General features: G+C 38.9%; 15 protein-coding genes. All 15 read left to right on the forward strand.

Annotated features, from left to right (window positions below; genetic code table 11):
* The first annotated feature begins 33 nt into the window (after positions 1-33).
* Positions 34-903, forward strand: a complete 870-nt coding sequence (locus BLR27_RS11015) for an EboA domain-containing protein (RefSeq protein ID WP_090704850.1) — start codon at positions 34-36, stop codon at positions 901-903.
* Positions 904-921: 18 nt separating this feature from the next.
* Positions 922-1,905, forward strand: coding sequence for a TatD family hydrolase (locus tag BLR27_RS11020; RefSeq protein WP_221406328.1), 984 nt, complete (start codon positions 922-924; stop codon positions 1,903-1,905).
* A gap of 6 nt (positions 1,906-1,911) precedes the next feature.
* The gene (eboC, locus tag BLR27_RS11025; RefSeq protein ID WP_245704495.1) at positions 1,912-2,793 is read left to right on the forward strand and encodes a UbiA-like protein EboC; all 882 of its coding nucleotides are present in this window, start codon (positions 1,912-1,914) and stop codon (positions 2,791-2,793) included.
* A gap of 72 nt (positions 2,794-2,865) precedes the next feature.
* Positions 2,866-3,996 (forward strand): 3-dehydroquinate synthase, encoded by a 1,131-nt coding sequence (locus tag BLR27_RS11030; RefSeq protein ID WP_090704855.1) that lies wholly within the window; start codon positions 2,866-2,868, stop codon positions 3,994-3,996.
* Positions 3,993-5,201, forward strand: coding sequence for a metabolite traffic protein EboE (gene eboE, locus BLR27_RS11035; protein WP_090704857.1), 1,209 nt, complete (start codon positions 3,993-3,995; stop codon positions 5,199-5,201). The genes BLR27_RS11030 and eboE overlap by 4 nt, the downstream gene beginning before the upstream one ends.
* A 10-nt stretch (positions 5,202-5,211) precedes the next feature.
* Entirely contained in the window at positions 5,212-6,573 is a 1,362-nt protein-coding gene (locus tag BLR27_RS11040) for an alkaline phosphatase family protein (protein ID WP_090704860.1), read from the forward strand.
* Positions 6,574-6,643: 70 nt separating this feature from the next.
* The gene (locus BLR27_RS11045; RefSeq protein ID WP_176767678.1) at positions 6,644-7,210 is read left to right on the forward strand and encodes a sigma-70 family RNA polymerase sigma factor; all 567 of its coding nucleotides are present in this window, start codon (positions 6,644-6,646) and stop codon (positions 7,208-7,210) included.
* An 87-nt stretch (positions 7,211-7,297) separates the two neighbouring features.
* Positions 7,298-8,344 carry a FecR family protein gene (locus BLR27_RS11050; protein ID WP_090704864.1) on the forward strand — a complete coding sequence of 349 codons (1,047 nt, stop codon included), beginning with the start codon at positions 7,298-7,300 and terminating at the stop codon, positions 8,342-8,344.
* Positions 8,345-8,443: 99 nt separating this feature from the next.
* Positions 8,444-12,157, forward strand: a complete 3,714-nt coding sequence (locus tag BLR27_RS11055; RefSeq protein ID WP_090704866.1) for a SusC/RagA family TonB-linked outer membrane protein — start codon at positions 8,444-8,446, stop codon at positions 12,155-12,157.
* A gap of 41 nt (positions 12,158-12,198) precedes the next feature.
* Complete coding sequence (locus BLR27_RS11060) at positions 12,199-13,881, forward strand: SusD/RagB family nutrient-binding outer membrane lipoprotein (protein WP_090704868.1); 1,683 nt, start codon at positions 12,199-12,201, stop codon at positions 13,879-13,881.
* 148 nt (positions 13,882-14,029) lie between these two features.
* The gene (locus BLR27_RS11065; protein ID WP_090704870.1) at positions 14,030-15,322 is read left to right on the forward strand and encodes an aminotransferase class V-fold PLP-dependent enzyme; all 1,293 of its coding nucleotides are present in this window, start codon (positions 14,030-14,032) and stop codon (positions 15,320-15,322) included.
* Positions 15,323-15,572: 250 nt separating this feature from the next.
* On the forward strand, positions 15,573-16,838 hold the full coding sequence (locus BLR27_RS11070; protein WP_090704873.1) for an MFS transporter: 1,266 nt from the start codon (positions 15,573-15,575) through the stop codon (positions 16,836-16,838).
* A gap of 334 nt (positions 16,839-17,172) precedes the next feature.
* On the forward strand, positions 17,173-18,012 hold the full coding sequence (locus BLR27_RS11075; protein WP_090704876.1) for a sugar phosphate isomerase/epimerase family protein: 840 nt from the start codon (positions 17,173-17,175) through the stop codon (positions 18,010-18,012).
* 134 nt (positions 18,013-18,146) lie between these two features.
* Entirely contained in the window at positions 18,147-19,442 is a 1,296-nt protein-coding gene (locus tag BLR27_RS11080) for a Gfo/Idh/MocA family protein (RefSeq protein WP_090704878.1), read from the forward strand.
* Positions 19,443-19,801: 359 nt separating this feature from the next.
* Positions 19,802-20,179, forward strand: coding sequence for a GxxExxY protein (locus tag BLR27_RS11085; protein ID WP_090704880.1), 378 nt, complete (start codon positions 19,802-19,804; stop codon positions 20,177-20,179).
* The last annotated feature ends 67 nt before the right edge of the window (positions 20,180-20,246 follow it).

The following is a 20,246-nucleotide window of genomic DNA, read 5'->3' on the forward strand; positions in this document are numbered from 1 at the left end:
ATTTAATTCCTTCTGATATTCAATTTTGTGGGCATGTTTGATTACGATGCAGAAAGATTCAGGGCGCTCATTAATGAGCTGACCCGTTCCAATGTTACTGAGGAAACCTGGCAATGGTTAAGTGAAAAATTCCTGGCTCCTGAAACTTCAGCTGTTAACTCAGCTTTTGCTATGATGCCGAGGAAAACTGGAAAATTGCCTCTGAATATCAGCACGGAACTTCACGATGAACTTAAAAAGATCAAATCAGGTTTTACTTTGGAAGGCTGGACCATTGACAGGCTGGGCAGGCTTTGTTTACTCTTGCAGCTTGATCCCTCCGACAAAGACAAATATGTTAAGACCATTGAGAATTTATTCCTCGCTGCAGAAGTAAATGAGCTCGTGGCACTTTATTCCTCATTACCTTTGTTTGCCTGGGCGGAATCATGGAAATTGAGATGTGCGGAGGGAATCAGGAGCAATATCGGACTCGTACTGGAGGCCATCATGTATAATAATCCATATCCTTTTATTTACCTTGATGAAAAAGCATGGAATCAGCTGATCCTGAAAGCTTTTTTCACTGATAAGGACTTAAACAGGATAGCGGGAATCGACGAACGTGCTAACGCTGAACTTGCCGCAACACTTGTTGATTATGCCCATGAGCGATGGGCGGCACATAGAAAGATAAATCCTCATCTCTGGCGACTAACAAGCAAATTTATTGATGAAAACCTATTAAATGATCTTAAAAGATTATTTGAAGAAGGAAGTTTGAGAGACAGGCAGGCTGCAGCACTTACCGCATATCGGTCAGATTCTGTTTCGGCTAAGAAGCTCTTGAATGCATATCCTGAACTGTTAAAAGCAATAGAAAACAAGGAACTTAACTGGGGCAGTCTTGCTCCCGAAGAATAGATATTTAATTTTAATATTATGTGTTGTAGCCATTCATTTGAAGACAGAAGGCCCCGGGTTGAAGCAGAGGCTATGAACCTGGATATCATCAAGGGTATGAAGTTTTTCGACCCTCATGTTCATATGAGTTCAAGAACTACGGATGATTATCAGGCAATGGCTGATGCAGGTATTGTGGCATTGATCGAGCCTGCATTTTGGTTAGGTCAGCCCCGCACGGGTATTGACAGCTTCCGTGATTATTATAGCAGTCTCGTTGGCTGGGAACGGTTCCGTTCTTCGCAGTTTGGAATTAAACATTATTGTACCATCGGATTAAACTCCCGTGAAGCAAATAATGAAAGACTTGCTGAAGAGGTAATGGAGCTCCTGCCACTTTTTATTTATAAAGAAGGTGTAGTAGGGGTAGGTGAGATAGGTTTTGATGACCAGACCGCTGCTGAAGATAAATATTACAGGATGCAGCTGGAACTTGCCAAAGAAGCAGGCCTCCCAATTCAGATACATACGCCCCACAGGGATAAGAAAAAGGGCACCCAGCGAAGTATGGATATTGCCATTGAACATGGTATAGATCCCAAAATGGTTATTATCGACCATAATAATGAAGAAACTGTGAAGGAAGTTCTCGATCGCGGATTCTGGGCCGCCTTTACCATTTATCCCTTTACAAAAATGGGGAATGAGCGGATGGTAGAGGTCGCGAAGCTGTATGGACCAGAGCGTATTATGATCAACTCTGCAGCAGATTGGGGTATCAGCGATCCATTGGCTGTACCAAAAACTGCTGCCTTAATGAAATTGAAAGGGATTAGCGATGAGGATATCAAAATGATTACCTATTCTAACGCTATCGCAGCATTTGCACAAAGCGGGCAGATCGATGAAAATGATTTTACTAGTCCGCAAACTGTTGATCAGACAGAAAAATTCGAAGGAAACACGGTACTTCGTGGCGGGCAGCAACCCAGAACGGATAAGTCTTCTATCATAATCAGCTAGGCAGATTTGAAAAGGATCGTTAATTTCCTGCGTTTGATGCGACCGGCCAATATCGTAACTTCTGTTGCGGATGTTCTGGCGGGGATTGCCATTTCCGGGTACTTTCTGAATGTTGAAACAGACTATTTCCCCGTACTCTTGCTTTGTGTGTCTACGATCGGGTTATATGGGGGTGGAATTGTTTTCAATGATGTTTTTGATGCTGAGCTGGATAAGATTGAACGTCCTGAACGGGCAATACCCAGTGGAGCAGTAAAGTTAAATGAAGCTATATTTCTGGGCACTTTTCTTTTATTAACAGGAATTGCAGCGGCTTTTTTCCTCTCTGTCCTGTCCGGAATACTTGCAGCTTTGATTGCTTTTTTTGCACTTCTTTATAATAAATATGCAAAACACCATTCATTTCTAGGTCCCCTGAATATGGGACTCTGCCGTGGATTGAATCTTTTACTTGGGATCAGTATTATTGCTTCTTCTCTCAATGAATGGTATTTTCTCGGAATCGTACCTCTGATCTATATTTTTTCTATAACCATGATCAGTCAGGGGGAAGTTCACGGTTCAAACAGAAATAAGCTTTATTATGGGGCTTTTCTGTATCTCATGGTAATCAGTAGTATGCTTTACTTATCCTGGGCCAGAGGGCAGGTATTGATTGCGCTATTTTTCATCATTCCATTTGCCTGGATGATATTCAAGCCCCTTTTTAGAGCAATTAAGGAACCGCTTGGAAAAAATATTGGTAAGGCAGTTAAAGCAGGAGTTATTTCTCTGATCTTAATGGATGCTGCATGGGCTGCTGTTTTCGGATCACCTATTGCAGCCATCTGTATCGCAATCCTGCTTCCAGTTTCTCTATGGCTAGCAAAACGTTTTGCCGTTACTTAATTGAAAACTATCTTTATCATCAGATTAAAATAACAGGTCTGGCCTATTATTCTGCAAGAGCACATTCATACTATGAAATACCTTCAACAATCATTTACTGTAAAATTTGAATACAAAGTATATTTTACTTCCGGACTTTTTAACACATCGAATACGCTGTTCAATGATTTTTTGAAAGGCCCCGGTATCATTCGTAAAATTCTTTTTGTTGTTGATGAGGGTGTAGGTATTGAAACAGTTCAGCAGTTGAAAGAGTATTTCAGTTTTCATCATGCTGTGCAATTAGTTCCTGAAATAGTGATCGTTCCCGGAGGGGAAATTGTGAAGAATGATACCAGATATTTTGATCAGATCCTGGAGGCTGTGAATAAGCATAAGATAGACAGGCATTCGTATATTGCTGCTATTGGCGGTGGTTCTGTACTGGATCTTGTCGGATATGCTGCTGCTGTGTCCCATCGTGGCATTCGGCATATACGAATACCCACAACTGTTCTGTCTCAGAACGATTCCGGCATTGGCGTCAAGAATGGCGTTAATTATTTCGGAAAGAAAAATTTTCTTGGAACTTTCGCTCCGCCCATCGCAGTGTTTAACGATGAACTTTTTATAAATACCCTCTCTGAACGCGATTACAGGTCGGGTATATCTGAAGCAGTGAAGGTTGCACTCATTAAGGATCCTGATTTTTTTGAATGGATTGAAAACAATGCTGATGCTTTGGTTGAGCGCGACCGCGAAGCGATGAATTATCTGATCTGCAGATGTGCCGAACTCCATATGCAGCATATTGCAGGCCTTGATCCATTTGAAACAGGTTCTTCCCGACCACTGGATTTTGGTCACTGGAGTGCTCACAAACTTGAGCAACTTTCAAATTTCGAAGTACTCCATGGAGAAGCCGTAGCCATGGGAATGGCACTTGATACAGTTTATTCCAACTTGTGTGGATATTTGTCTGAAGCAGAAAGCCAAAGAATTATCGATCTTTTAAATAAGCTGGGTTTTGATCTGATACATCAAATGATGGATGTAAGTGATGACAGATCACCGATTTTGCTTGGCCTGGAAGAATTTCGTGAACACCTGGGTGGTGAGCTGACCATCATGCTGCTTGAAAAAATTGGACAGGGAATTGAAGTTCATGAAATAGATCCTGAAATTCTGAAAAAAGCTTCCCATTTACTACGAAATAAGCTATGAAACTCGCATCCGGTCATTTAAGCTATTGCACCAATATACATTCAGGTGAAAGCTGGAAGGATCATTTTGATGCAATAAAGAAAAATTTCCCCGGCATAAAAAAGCAGATTAGCCCTGAACAGATGATGGGTATAGGTTTGCGTTTGTCAAACTCAGCCAGTACCGACTTACTTGATCCGAATGAAGTACAGGTTTTTAAGACCTGGCTGAATGATAATAATGCCTATGTTTTTACGATGAATGGTTTCCCTTACGGGGATTTTCATCATGCAATTGTGAAGGATCAGGTTCATGCTCCCGACTGGACAAGCGAAGCACGATTTGAGTATACGATCAGGCTTTTTAAAATTCTGGCTGAACTCTTGCCTCAGGGTATGGAAGGCGGGATTTCTACTTCTCCGCTTAGTTACAGGCATTGGTTTCCAACAGAAGAGTTGTCTGAACAAGCAAAAAAGACGGCAACTCACAATATTATTCTTGTTGCCGAAGAACTCTATAAGTTCAAAATGGAGAGAGGGATACGGATGCACCTGGATATTGAACCGGAACCCGATGGGATGCTGGAAACCGGTGCTGAATTTATAGCCTGGTTTGAGAATATGCTGATTCCCATGGCAAAGTCAATTTTGTCGGAGCGCTTACAAATTAGTGAGTCAGATGCTGAAGAATGTATCAAAGAGCATATCTGTTTATGTTATGATGTCTGTCATTTTGCGATAGGCTATGAACAACACTCCGAAATTTTGGAACAGCTGGATAAAAAGGGAATCCGAATAGGGAAAATTCAGATCAGTGCGGCGCTAAAAGCGGATATGCCCGAGGATGCAAATTCCAGAGCAAGCATAGCTGAAGCATTTTCAAAATATAATGAACCCACATACCTGCATCAGGTAGTTGCCAGAAATGCTGATAGATCCCTGATTCGGTATAGAGATCTTCCGCAGGCACTCAATGACTCGCAAAATCATACAGTTAATGAATGGCGGGCACATTTCCATGTCCCTGTATTTGCAGAAGACCTTGGCCTGCTGCGATCCACACAGTCGGATATTGTTGATGTATTGGAGATTCAGAAGAACAGACCTTTTACAGATCATTTGGAAGTTGAAACCTATACATGGGAAGTGCTTCCTGAAACATTAAAGATGCCGATCGATCAGAGTATCATCAGGGAGTTGAACTGGGTCAAAGACATATTAGAATAAATACAATGTGATGAAGAAAACAGTTGTAATTGATGTTGTAGGACTTTCAACTTCGGTCATCGGAGAGCATATGCCATTTTTGAGCAATTATGTAAGCCGGAAACATCTCACAAGAATAGAACCTTTACTGCCGGCACTGACCACAGCTGCACAGTCGACCTATCTCACAGGTAAATGGCCATCAGAAACCGGTATTGTAGGTAATGGCTGGTATGACCGGACAGATTGCGAGGTCAAATTCTGGAAGCAGTCCAATAAGCTGGTTAGTGGTGAAAAAATATGGGAAATTGCAAAAAAAGAGGATCCATCTTTCACCTGTTCAAAAATGTTCTGGTGGTACAACATGTACTCTACCGCCGATTATGCTGTCACTCCAAGACCGAATTACCTTGCTGATGGCCGTAAGATGCCTGATTGTTATTCTCATCCGGCAAGTTTACGGGATGTGCTGCAGGAGAAATTGGGTGAGTTTCCTTTATTTCAGTTCTGGGGGCCGGGTGCCAATATTAAATCGACTCAATGGATTGCAGATGCTTCTATGCTTACAGATGATCTGTATGATCCTACTCTTAGCCTGATCTATCTCCCTCATCTCGATTATTGTCTTCAAAAATTCGGACCTGATTTTACTAAGATCCATAAGGAATTAAATGAAATAGATGATGTACTTAAAGGACTCATCACATTTTATGAAAAGAAAGGGGCAGAAATTATCCTCCTTTCTGAATATGGAATTTCCCCTGTTAATAATCCGGTACATCTGAATCGTCTTTTCAGAGAGCATGGTTTACTGGAGATCCGTATAGAACGGGGGCTGGAATTGCTGGATCCTGGGGCTTCAAAAGCATTTGTGGTTGCCGATCATCAGATTGCTCATGTGTACATCAATGACCCCTCTGTCAGGGAAAAGGTAATGGAATTGCTGAAAGGTGTTTCAGGTGTGGAGTTAATTCTTGATAAAAAGGAACAGGCAGCTTACCATATCGACCATGAGCGTTCCGGAGATTTGGTTTTGATGGCTGATGAGGATAGCTGGTTTACGTATTATTTCTGGCTGGATGATGAAAAGGCTCCTGATTATGCACGCTGTGTAGATATTCACAAAAAACCGGGCTATGATCCTGTTGAGATGTTTATGAGTTCAAAACTTAGAGCCGGATATAAACTATTAAGAAAGAAGGCTGGTTTCAGATATGTGATGGATGTGATACCGCTGGATGCAAATCTGATAAAAGGCTCCCATGGAAGAACAGGTGTGAGGCCTGAATATCAGCCAGTGCTGATCACAGATCATAAACCTGACAATGAGAGGGTTTATGCAAATGAAGTCTTTAATGTTATACTGGGCACTCTGAAAAATCAGAACAAATAATAACCTTTAATTTTATTTTTTGCATTAATAAAAATTCTGTTACCTTAGGATTTGACAAAATGTAATCTTGGTGAAACAACAATTTAATAAGCTTCCGGATATTGTTGCGCGCCTTGCCCATTTTGGTTGTGAGCAAACATACAGGGAACTTTTTGATCTTTTATTCTTGCCAGCAAAGAAATTTGCATTTTGTATTCTCCATTCCAATGAAGAAGCAGAAGAGGTAGCTGAAGACGTGATGATAACCTTATGGAAACAGCGCAAGACTTTAGTCGAAATAAATAATGTTCACGTCTATGCACTGGTTATTGCAAAAAACCTCTCACTTAATGTTCTGAAGAAAAATTCCAGGAATAAAACCACCTCACTTGACGATACTGATATAAGTTTTTTCTTTGACAGCTCAAGTCCTGAACAGATCATTATCGATAATGAGTTGAAAATGAGGCTTGAAAATGCAATTCAGTCATTGCCCCCAAAATGTCAGCTTGTATTTAAACTAGCCAAAGAAAATAACCTAAGCTATAAGGAAATTGCCGAAATCCTATCGATTTCAGTCAAAACAGTTGATGCCCACCTGGTAGCAGCCACTCAGAAATTAGCCAAAATCTTTAAGTCTGAGTTTCAAATTAAATAGCTGTTAAATAAATATTAATTCTGACTAGGGAATTTTTAGTTTTTTATTGTCCTTATAGAAAACCATAAAGGAAGAGTCTGAATTATCATGCACGAAAATCGCATAGTTGAATTATTAACCCGAAAAATTGCGGGGGAAGCTACGCCAGATGAACTGGGTGAATTGTCATATCTATTGACAAAATACCCTGATGCAGTATATTACGAGGCTTTATTGGAGCAAGTTTGGGATTTAGGTCATGATAGTGGGCAGGAAGACCTCGAAGAGGCTTTTGAAAAACATAAACTAAACAATCAGGATGATCTTGATTTTGAAACCAAAGGAAAAAGCTTCTACAGTTTTTTCAAAAGTAATGTCCTTCTTCTTACCACTGCCGTACTCATCATTTTTTCTACAAGCCTTTATTTTTCTAAATATTATCATTCAAGCAATAAAGTTGTACGTGTAGATATATATGCCGGAAAGGGTATACGTAAGGAAGTAAAACTTCCTGACGGCACTTTTGTAAGGCTAAATAGTGATAGTAAGCTTTCCTATGATCTGGATATGCAGAGGCATGATCAGCGGGATGTGTCATTGACTGGTGAGGCATTTTTCAAAGTAGCTCATGATAAAAAGCGCCCATTTATTGTAAAGACCAATAAGGTTGCTATCAAAGTTTTGGGTACTGAGTTTAATGTCAGAGATTATCCGGGCGATAAAGTGTCGGAAACTACTTTGATCAAAGGCTCTATCGAGCTGACCATTAATGATCGTTCTGATCAAAAATTTCTTCTTAAGCCATCAGAAAAATTGGCATTAGTTAAAAGCAGTAAAAAAACTTTAGAAAAGGGTATTAGTTCAGTATTGATGATCGATAATATCTCACCTATAAAATTGGGTGATCAGGAATATATTGAAGAAATCTCATGGACAGAAAACAAATTCGTTTTTGAAAACGAATCTTTTGAAGATCTGATACCAAAATTAGAACGCTGGTATAATGTGAAGATCATCCTGAATGATACTACCATTAAATCCTACCGTTTTACTGGTGTTTTTATAAAAGAGAATATTATACAGGCCTTAGAAGCCATGCAACTAATAAAATCCTTTCACTATAAACTAAACGAAAATGAAGTAAAAATTTACTAAACAAAAAAGCAGGAAATGCGCCAACATTCCCTGCCTTTAAACATCCAATCGTAGGTCTAACTACATAATCAGATTATTAACCTTGTAATTCACAAAAGTATGAAAAAAAGAGAACTATACAATAAAGTTCTGTTACCCGGATTCTCAAACAAAAAACTCTTATTAATGCTAAACTGGACAATCACTCTTACTTTCTTTTTTGTCTTGAAAGTATCAGCGAGCAGTTATTCACAGAACTTAAAGGTCGACCTGGATTTCCAAAATGTGAAATTTAAACGGGCCCTTTCTATTATTGAGCAAAAAGGTAATATTCGCTTGTTATACAGCGAACAAAATCTCCCTACAGACAGATCAATAACCTTATCAGTTAAAGACACACCGGTAATGGATGCTTTGGGTATGATCTTAAAGGATACCAAACTTGGATTCCGTGTTCTGGAAAACGGATTGGTGGTTATTTCTCCCCAAAACAGTGACGTTAAAGACATCAAGGTAAGCGGTACTGTTACCGATGCCAAAGGTGAAACACTTCCTGGAGTAAGTATTAAATTAAAAGGCACTAGTATTGGTGTTACCTCTGATTTAAATGGTAAATACTCAATTAATGTTCCTGATAATGTAAGTACCCTTGTATTCACATATATTGGATATGTAACTCAGGAAGTTGCAATTAATGGACGCAGCTTAGTAAATGTACAGTTAGCCGCCGCAAACACTGCATTAAATGAAGTGGTTGTTACGGCTCTGGGTATGTCAAAAGAGAAAAAGAGCTTAGGATTCTCTGTAACTGAAGTTAAAGGAAGCGACCTGGCAGCTACCCAGCAGTTAAATCCGGTCAATTCATTGATGGGAAAGGTTGCAGGAGTGCAAATTGACCAGAGTGCGTCCGGTCCTTTCGGAAATTCAAGAATTGTGATCAGGGGAAATTCAACCTTAAGCCAAAATAACCAGCCAATATTTGTTATTGACGGAGTGATCGTTGACAATGAATCTGTTGCAGGTGGTCGTGATTTTGCTAATGATCTGTCAAATCTGAACAGCGAAAACTTTGAAAGTGTTTCGATATTGAAAGGTTCTTCTGCTGCTGCATTATATGGATCAAGAGCAATAAATGGTGTTGTACTCATCACAACAAAAAAAGGTAGCAAAGCTAATGGAATAGGTGTTGATCTTTCTCAAAACTTCATGGTTTATGATCCATATAAAGGTCCTGAATTTCAGAATGAGTTTGGCGGGGGCAGTGTTGGTGCATTCTTTACGGATGCCCGTGACCCTAACTATCAGTCAAATCAAATGTGGACTACAAAGGTATTCCCTATAAATCCTATTACCAAGGAACCTTATATAGATCCGGCAATTGATCGTGAAAATGAAAACTGGGGTCCCCGGTTTGCTAATCAGCGAGTTCGTAATTATGATGGTACCTGGACAGAGTATAAAGCTGTACCTAATAATTACCTTGATGCTTTTCAAAATGGTACTTTAGGTACTACAAGTTTAGCATTCTCAGGAGCTGGTGATAAAACTACCTACAGATTTTCGGCAACTCATGACGATCAGAAGGGAATCTCTGTTGCGAATAAGATGAAGAGGGATAATTTTAACTTAAGGATCACGCATCAGCTGGCTAGTTGGTTAAGCACGGATGTAAGTGGAGCATATACTACAAGTGATAATACAAATCCTCAGAATCTTGCATGGGCACCATATACAGATACATTTGCTGGAGATAACTGGGGAGTTGCCTATACCTGGATGTTCCCGCGTAATTATGATACCAAATATTGGAATCAACAATCAAGATACACAAGTCAGGTATTAGGTGGGGCGCCAAGAGGGTCAAATCCACTTGAAACCAATAAAGTTATGGCCTCAGAATTTTGGTTTAACATGAATAATACTGTTGCTACTATGGATAGCAGGAACTTCATGGGTCGCTTTGCTTTAAATGCAAAATTGACTAAATGGGCCAATTTTACTGTCGAGGGTAACCTGAATAATAACTATGACAAATATGAGAATAAGGCACTCGGTCAGTTCACTGATTTTAGAGGAGGTTCTTATACCTTAAATCAGTCAAAGAAGGAGAGTAGTTTTGTTAAGGGAATACTTTCATTCAATACGATTAAAATAGCGAAGGATTTAGGGTTTAGTGCTTTTGCCGGTGGTGAAATGTACAACTCTATTAGTTCCTTTACACAAGGAAATACTTCAGGCGGACTGATGGTTCCGGGTAGTTATTTTATTTCTAACTCAGTTAATTCTCCACTTGTTAGCGGAGGTGTAAATTATAATAAAAAGATCAACTCTGTTTATGCTAGTGCTGATTTTGATTATAAAAGTCAAATTTATCTGGCTACAACATGGCGCGGTGACTGGTCTTCATCTTTAACCTATAAAGATGGAAGTGGTAATAATTTTTACAATTATCCTTCAGCAAGTCTTTCATGGATAGCATCTGAAACTTTCAAGCTTCCAAGCATCATAACATTTGCGAAGTTACGTACAAATATTGCTGCCTTAGGTAAAGATACAGATCCATTTGTGATCAATCCAGGGTATCGGTTTGCAGGAAAGGTTATCGGACTTCCGGGTGAGCCTACAAGAGCTGGATTCAGTTCGAGCAGTACGTTATCTCCGAATCTAAAGCCTGAAAGAAAGATTTCTAAGGAAGTTGGAATGGAAATGCGTTTCCTGAAAAGCCGCTTAGGTTTTGATGTTACTTTATATCAGGATAATACCTATGATCAGATTGTTGATATTTCAACACCAATTGAGTCTGGAGTTTCAGGGGTTAAGATCAATGCAGGTAATATACAGAATAGAGGAGTTGAAATCTCTTTGGATGGAACTCCTGTTCAGACAAATAACTTTGTTTGGAATTCCAGGTTAACCTTCTCCAGAAATAAGAATTTGATCGTTTCCCTTGCAGAAGGAAGAACAGATTATTTTCTTGGCGGGACGGCTTTTGACGCAAGTTCATGGGCAGTTGTTGGAAAATCTTATGGTACCATCCGTTCTATAAATCAGTCATTAAAGTATACTAATCCTGCAAATGCAGCTGATCCAAAAACTGGAATGACTGTACTTGCCTGGAGGAATGATGCACGTGCTGCATTCCCACAAAGGAGCAATAAGTTTCAGGACATTGGTGATATCAATGCTAATTTCAGAGGTGGATTCTCCAATGATCTGAATTACAAGCAGTGGTCACTGAATGTGTTGTTTGATGCAAAAGTAGGAGGCGACATGGCCATGTCATCTTTGAGGTCAGGAACACATACAGGGGTGCTTCCTAATACATTGTTCGGTAGAGATGCTGAGCATGGAGGAATTACCTGGACCAGTAAATATGACGGTATTACTTATGATGACGGTATGATCATTGACGGGGTGTTTCCTATAGGTCAAAAGATCACTCAGCCTAACGGAACTGCTGCTGATGTTGGTGGTATGACCTTTAAAGAAGCGTATGCAGCTGGATTGGTTGAGCCAACACATGCACCACAGTTCTATTATCGTTATGCTTCTTCTTCTACTGGTGTTACTGATTTTTGGATACGCGAAAGTACATGGGTTGCACTTCGTCAGATTGCAATCTCATATACCCTTCCAAAAAGCATTGCAACCAAGTTAAAGGTTAATGGAATTTCTGTAAGTGTAATAGGTAGAGATCTTGGGTATTTGTACAACTCTTTACCTTATGATTTCAATCCTGCATCATTAAACTCCAATTTAACTTCAGCAGTAGGTGAGGAAGGGTTTTTACCAATGATTCGGTCAATTGGCGGTTCAGTAAAGGTCCGTTTCTAATAATCTTTATTGGTATTAATACACATTTTAAAAAAATAGAAATGAAAAGGAAATATATATATATCATCATAACAGCATTAACAACCTTGTTTACGAGCTCTTGTACTAAAGATTTTGAGACAGTGAATGTTAATCCCAATGTTGTTACCGATGTAGATGTAAGGTTACTCTTTACCTCATCATTGGTACCAATGCAAACTTCCCGTGGAGGGGAATATTGGAACGAAGGGTTTACACATTTTTTGTCGGCATGTCAATTAGTGACCGGGCAAAGTTATGCTGTAGCAACTACCGGAGTAAATAGTCGTTATAACCTTTTTTATTCCAGTGTTCTCCCGAATTTAGTGGAGATGAGAAGATTAATTGCTCTTAAAGCGGATAAAGAGAAATATGAGCAGATAAACGCTATTACCTATATCCCTCAGGTAATGATGGCTTTAAAGGTAAGCGATATGAATGGCTCAATGCCTTATACCGAAGCTAATAAAGGTAGAGATGAAGCTAAATACAGTCCTAAATATGACAATCAGGAAACTTTATATACCGTATGGTTAAAAGAATTGACTGATGCTATTGCTATACTTCAAAAGAATTCAAGTAATCAGGTTTCATTTAGCAATAATGATGTCTTTTTTAGAGGAGACGTTACAAAATGGATCAAGCTTGCTAATTCTTTGAAATTAAGAATTGCTGCCAGGTATCAGAACCACGATGCTACCAAAGCAACTCAAATTTTCAAGGAGGTAATGGCAGATGCAACAGGTCCTTTCAGTTCGAATGCTGATCAGCTTGTTCATACTAATCCGGCTTATTATCCTTTCGGGGTTGATGGTTACAATATTGATATTTATAGCCGTCACTTTGCGGTTGGAACTGCAGTAGAATTTCTGAAATCATCAAGTGATCCTCGTCTTGGGATATACTACGATAAAAACTCTTTACAAGGAAGTTATAAAGATACTCTTGTGAAATACAGTAAGACCTTACCGTCATGGATAAAAACAAATGATGCAAATATTATGTATCAGGGTGGACCGGCTGACTTCCAGTCAAATCCAGCTGTCAGTACTTATTTCGTAAATCCGTTTAACGGCGGTGGTGCAAACAGATATCAATTGATATCTACTGTTAACCGTAAATTCTTTGCTCCAACTGTGGATAGAGGAAGTGGTACAGTAGTAGATGTTATGTTCTCCTATGCAGAAGTTTGTTTACAGATTGCAGAGTTTATTCAAAAGGGTTATGGTTCTGGTGTTAACACTAAAGGAACTGCAGCTGAATGGTATAATAAAGGTGTTCGTGCCTCAGCAAATTCAATGAATGATATTGCTATTGCAGCCGGTTCAACATCGTATACAAATATTAATGCCCTTGTTGATGCACACCTTGCCAATCCAAAAGTTAAACTGGATGGGACTAACGATCTGGAAAAGATCTATATTCAGGAGCTTTTGAATTTTTACCGTGAACCAAACGAGGCATTTACATTAGCCCGCAGAACAGGTTATCCAAAGACCAGTTCTACTTTGTTAGCACGCGAACCTATTAGTGATGTTCTGCCAAGAAGATGGTGGACACTTGATCCAGGTCAGGTTAACAGAACAAACTGGACTGCTGCCATGACAGAGCAAGGCTTTACTCCAAACGATTTTACTGTTAGTAAACTTAACTCCGAAAGAATTTGGTTTGATAAGAAATCGCCAGATTATGGTAAAGGAAACTAATGTTTAAATTAAATTAATAATGCTAAAAGGTGGTTTGAGAGGTTTTTATTATCCCTTTTAAACCACCTTTCAGTTAAATATTAGAGGTCTTTTAGGTCTCCTCATGTTTATTAATAATACTTATCTTCATATTTCAACATAATACCCAATGTCAGGACGTAAACAATTTATACAACAAATTGGCTTAATGGCAGGAGCTTTTTCCGTCAACAGTTTGTTCAATCAATTACATGCTGCAGAAATTTCCTCTGCGAATAATAAGGTAAAGAACTTATCTCCAATCAATGTAGCTACCGATGAGGATTACTGGAGTGTTATTCAGCAAGCATATACTGTAAGTCCTAATATTATTAATTTAAATAATGGAGGTGTTAGTCCTTCGCCTCGTGTTGTTCAGGAAGCAGTTGAACGATATAATAAATTAACTAATGAGGGTCCCTCTTATTTCATGTGGGAGATCCTGGATCAGGGAAGAGAGCCTTTACGTGAAAAACTGGCTTCTTTGGCCGGGTGTAACAAGGAAGAGATCGTTATTAACCGGAATGCTACCGAAGCATTGAATACAGTGATTCTTGGGCTGGATCTTAAAGCCGGTGATGAAGTTATAGGGTGTAAACTTGATTACCCTAATCATATGAATGCCTGGAAACAACGTGCAATGCGTGATGGAATCGTATACAAACAACTTAATTTTAATTTTCCTGTTGAAAATGATGACGAGATTGTAGCAGCTTTTGAAAATGCTATTACTCCGAAAACAAAGATCATTCATGTTACCCATGTAATTAATTGGGTGGGACAGATCCTTCCGGTGAGAAAGATCAGTGATATGGCACATCGTCATGGGCTGGAGGTTGTTTGCGATGGCGCACACTCATTCGCATTACTCGATTTTAAAATTCCTGATTTGGGATGTGATTATTTTGCTACCTCGCTTCATAAATTCTTAAGTGCCCCCATCGGTAGTGGAATGATGTGGATCAGACAGGATAAGATATCTAAAATCTGGCCGTTATTGGCTAATGGCGATCCCAGAGGCACAAATATCAGAAAATTCGAAACACTTGGTACCAGAAGTTTTCCAATTGAACAAGGTATTGGTGAGGCCATTAATTTTCAGTTAGCTATTGGTAATAAAAGAAAAGAAGAACGCGTAAGGTATCTGAAAAACTATTGGGCAGAGCAAGTCATAAATATTCCAAGAGTGAAGATCAAAACCTCTTTGAAATCAGCATACTCCTGTGCTATTTGTGGGGTAAGTATCGATGGAATCGGTCCGCGTGAGCTGGAAAGGATATTGTTTAACAATTATAAGATCCATACGGTTCCAATTGATTACGAAAACGTTAGTTGCGTTCGTGTTACACCACATGTTTACACACGTTTGCCTGAGCTGGATAAATTCGTAAGAGCTATCGGAGAGATCGCAGCAAAGAAATAATTTTTCATTTTTTTTCCTCTTAACTGTTGAGCATTAAAAGAAATTTTTGCTCCCGGTGAATATTTATGCCTGAAATTCAGAATCAGATCAGATGATCTGATTGCAGGTAAAGAGGATATTTGAACATAAATCCACATTGGCTTATTTAATTATTATGTATAAGTATCTGAAAAACAATATTTTGTGATTTATTCTAATACGCAAATAATTAAAAAAACAGTAATAAATCCAACATAGAATTATCCATCAAATGGAAACAAAAACAACATTAACACCTGGTCATGGTGAGGACTTGAATAAAAATAAAACTAAGTTGCTTAATGCAGCAGTTTTGGTTGCTTCGCTAGGATACTTCGTTGATATTTATGATCTTTTGCTCTTTAGTATTGTACGGGTTCCAAGTTTACAGTCACTGGGCCTATCTGGTCAGGATTTAACAGATAACGGTATTTTTCTGTTAAATGTTCAGATGATAGGATTGCTCGTTGGAGGAATATTCTGGGGAATATTGGGGGATAAAAAGGGCCGTTTATCAGTACTTTTTGGTTCTATTTTTCTTTATTCTGTAGCAAATATCGCCAATGGTTTTGTAGATACAGTTGAAAGTTATGCGGTTTGGCGTTTCATTGCTGGTTTTGGCCTGGCAGGGGAACTGGGGGCTGGAATTACGCTGGTTGCCGAGATCATGCCTAAAGAGAAGCGGGGATATGCAACTACCATTGTTGCAGCGGTCGGTGTAAGTGGCGCAGTGGTTGCTTATTTTATTGCCCAGTATTTTGACTGGCGTACATCTTTTTTTATTGGTGGAGGCTTAGGACTTTCTTTATTGCTGTTGCGCTTTGGAGTTGCCGAATCAGGTATGTTTGGCAAGGTCAGGGATGATCATGCCAAAAGGGGGAATTTCTTTTCACTTTTCACCAATGCTGACAGGTTCTTTAAGTATCTGAGATGTATCATTATTGGTGTACCCCTTTGGTTTGTAGTGGGCATTTTGATTACTCTTTCTCCTGAATTTGGAAAGGTTTTGGGAGTAGCTGGTCCTGTGAACGCAGGTGCAGCGGTTGCCTGTTGTTATGCCGGACTTGTTTTAGGGGATATTGCCAGCGGTATTTTGAGCCAGTATCTCAAGAGCAGGCTTAAAGTGGTTTATACCTATCTTTTCCTTTCGATCATTTCTATTTCATCTTACTTCCTGCTCCACGACCTAAGCTTATTTGCTTTTTATTCTATCTGTTTGTTCCTGGGTTTTTCAGTCGGATATTGGGTGATCTTCATGACCATTGCAACAGAGCAGTTTGGGACGAATATCAGGGCAACCGTAACTACTACAGTTCCCAATTTTGTAAGGGGAGCCGTTGTGCCGCTTTCCCTCCTTTTTCAGTATTTAAAGGGATTGTTTGATGGATCGCTTATTCATGCCGGAATAGCAGTGGCTATTTTAAGTCTGGTTCTTGCATTTTGGGCATTGAGTAAGATGCAGGAAACATTTTCCAAGGATCTCGACTATTTAGAATAGAAATAGTACATTATTCAATGCCTTTTGGCTATTCTTTCTGTGCTGTATTTGTATGTTCTGATGACCCAAAATGCAAATCTTGTCTATGCTCGATTAATTAATGTTCCATAAACTTCAGACCTGATTTTAGTCGCAGACTGGAAATCAGTAAGAATAATATTTTTACTACCTTCACTAAAAGAACACTACCGGAATTTCAGGTACCTAATGTGGCATAATTGGAAATGAAAAAACAGTTATGATTAAGGCCTTCATGGATTCGGTAGTTTCTAGTAATAATTTTTTCTGAATCAATTTTGTCATTTATAAATCTCATTCAACAAATTATTCTCTGATGAAAAGTAAATTAACTTTCTTTTTAGTGCTTAACATATGCCTTTTTGGTGTAGTAAATACCTCAGTCGCACAAGATCCGGAAGCTAAATTGGGCTGGAAATTAGGTGCACAAGCATATACTTTTAACCGGTTTACATTTTTTGAAGCCATTGATAAGATCGATAGCTGCGGTTTAAAATATGTGGAAGCTTTTCCAGGTCAGGCTATTGGTGGAGGTATCGAAGGTAAGATGGATTACCATATGGATGCTGCAAAAAGGAATCAAATTCTGCAAAAATTAAAGGAAAAAGGAATCAAGATGGTTTCCTATGGGGTAGTTAATGCTAAAGGTGATGCTGACTGGTTGCAATTATTTGAGTTTGGAAAAGCGATGGGTTTGGAGAACTTTACTTCTGAACCAGATGTAAAAGATATCCCCTTAATATCAAAATTATGTGATCAGTTCAAAATCAATCTGGCCATTCACAATCATCCCCAGCCATCACCTTACTGGAATCCTGATATTGTTATTGCAGCAATTAAAGGACAAAGCAAACGTGTTGGTTCTTGTGCTGATATTGGCCATTGGGTGCGTTCCGGGCTTGATCCGGTAGAATCTCTGAAAAAATTAGAAGGACATGTTATTCAGTTACATGTAAAAGATTTAAATGAAAAAAATAAGAAAGAGGCACATGATGTTCATTGGGGAACAGGTGTCTCTAATATTGATGGGGTGATCAGGGAGTTGAAAAGACAGCGTTTTAAGGGTGTATTATCAGTAGAATATGAGCATAACTGGTATAATAATGTTCCAGATGTAACTGCAAGTGTGAAATATTTTAGAAATGCTGTAAAATAGGGGCATTTTGTTTTAATACAGATAATTTCTCGCTGGCATGTCTTAGCATTGGCTCTAAATAGCTGATTGAATGAAGAGGAAATTGGATGATATAATTTTACTGCAAAAGAAATATAAAAATCAAAAAGAAAGATATGGCAAAATCTGGTACAACAGACCGCAGATCATTTATTAAATCAACAGGAGCAGTTGTTATTGGTAGTTCGATCGGATTAAGCGCAGCATTTCCAAAGACTACCTTCGCTCAGAGTAAAAGTGTTTTAAAAGTCGCTTTGATAGGTTGCGGTGGCAGAGGTACCGGTGCAGCAAGTCAGGCAATTAAGGCCGATCCTAATGTGATCATTACAGCCATGGCGGATGTGTTTCAGGATCGTCTGGACAGCTCATATGACATTCTTATGAAGGCGCATCCCGACAGGGTAAAGGTGCCAAAGGAGAATAGATTTGTTGGCTTTGATGCCTACAAACGGGTAATGGAGTCAGATGTAGATGTGGTTTTATTGACTACTCCTCCGGGTTTTCGTCCCGATCAGCTTGTTGCAGCCGTAGAAGCAGGTAAACATATCTTTTGTGAAAAACCCGTTGCTGTTGATGCTCCGGGAGTGCGTAAGGTACTGGCAGCTTCAAAAAAGGCTAAAGAAAAGGGCTTGTCACTTGTTTCAGGATTTACATTCCGTTATGATCTTCCAAAAAGGGAGCTTTTCGGGAGAGTACAGAATGGTGAAATTGGCGAAGTTAGAATGGTTAACTCCACACGCAATGGTGGCGGACTCTGGTATTTCCCCCGTAAACCGGAATGGACGGAGATGGAATATCAGATGCGTAACTGGTATTATTATGACTGGTTGTCTGGCGATTTTATCGTAGAAATGGTAGTCCATAATCTGGATATGATGACCTGGGCATTGGGTAGTCAAATGCCAATAAAAGCTTTTGGAACAGGGGGCCGACAGTCGAGGGTAGAGAAGCAATGGGGTAATATTTATGACCATTTCGCTATTGAATTTGAATTTGCAAATGGTGTTAAAGGATACAATTTTTGTCGTCAGCAGGATGGATGTTCGTCCAGAAATTCAGTAGAGATCATTGGTTCGGAAGGCACAGCATTTTATCAGGGACAGACCCATAAGATAAGCGGGAAAAATAATTGGGACTACCAGGGGGAAAAGAAGGATATGTATCAGGTTCAGCATGATGAGCTTTTTGCTTCGATCCGTTCTGGAAAACCAATGAATGATGGGGTAATGATGGCTAACAGTACCATGTTAGGAATTTTGAGCAGAATGGTAGCCTACAGCGGACAAACCATTACCTGGGAACAGGCAATGAATTCCAACCAGGTTATTGGTCCTGATTTTAACCAATATAACTGGGACTTAAAATGGCCCGTTCCTGAACCTGCTATCCCTGGAATTACTAAAGTTTTATAATAATTGTCTCGCAGAGACTCTAAGTGAATGATAATATGCGAAATATCATTAGTAATTAAAATTTTTTGTGTCTTAGCGTCTTGGCGAGAGTTTAATAATTTGTTAGAGTTGTCTCGCAGAGACGCAGAGACGCAAAACGAATGATAGGAGACAAAATATCATTAGTAATTAAAATTTTTTGTGTCTTAGCGTCTTAGCGAGAGTTTAATAATTTTGTTAGAGTTGTCTCGCAGAGACGCAAAACGAATGATAGGAGACAAATTATCATTAGTAATTAAATTTTTTTGCGTCTTAGCGTCTTGGCGAGAGTTTAATAATTTGTTAGAGTTGTCTGGCAGAGACACAAAGACGCGAAGCATATGACAGAAAACGAAATATCAAATATAACAGTAGACACTGCATATCAAATACATTATACACTTGGTCCAGGTTTACTGGAAACAGTTTATGAAGAAATAATGTATTATGAATTGCGTAAACTGGGATTGAATGTTGAAAGACAAAAAGGAATTCCCATAATTTGGAATGAGTTAAAAATGGAAATTGGTTTTAGAGCAGATTTAATCGTTGAAAGTAAAGTGATTGTTGAATTGAAATCTGTTGAAAAAATTGCGCCAGTTCATCCTAAACAATTACTTACATATTTAAAGGTAACTGGAATCAAACTTGGGTTGTTAATTAATTTTAATGAACCATTTATTAAAAACGGAATAACCAGAATTGTAAATAATTTATAAATCTTAGCGACTGTGCAAGATTGTATTTATTGAAAAACATGGTTAAATATTTATAAAGCATATCTGG

Origin of the sequence: Daejeonella rubra (assembly GCF_900103545.1) — a bacterium.
Lineage (GTDB): Bacteria > Bacteroidota > Bacteroidia > Sphingobacteriales > Sphingobacteriaceae > Daejeonella > Daejeonella rubra.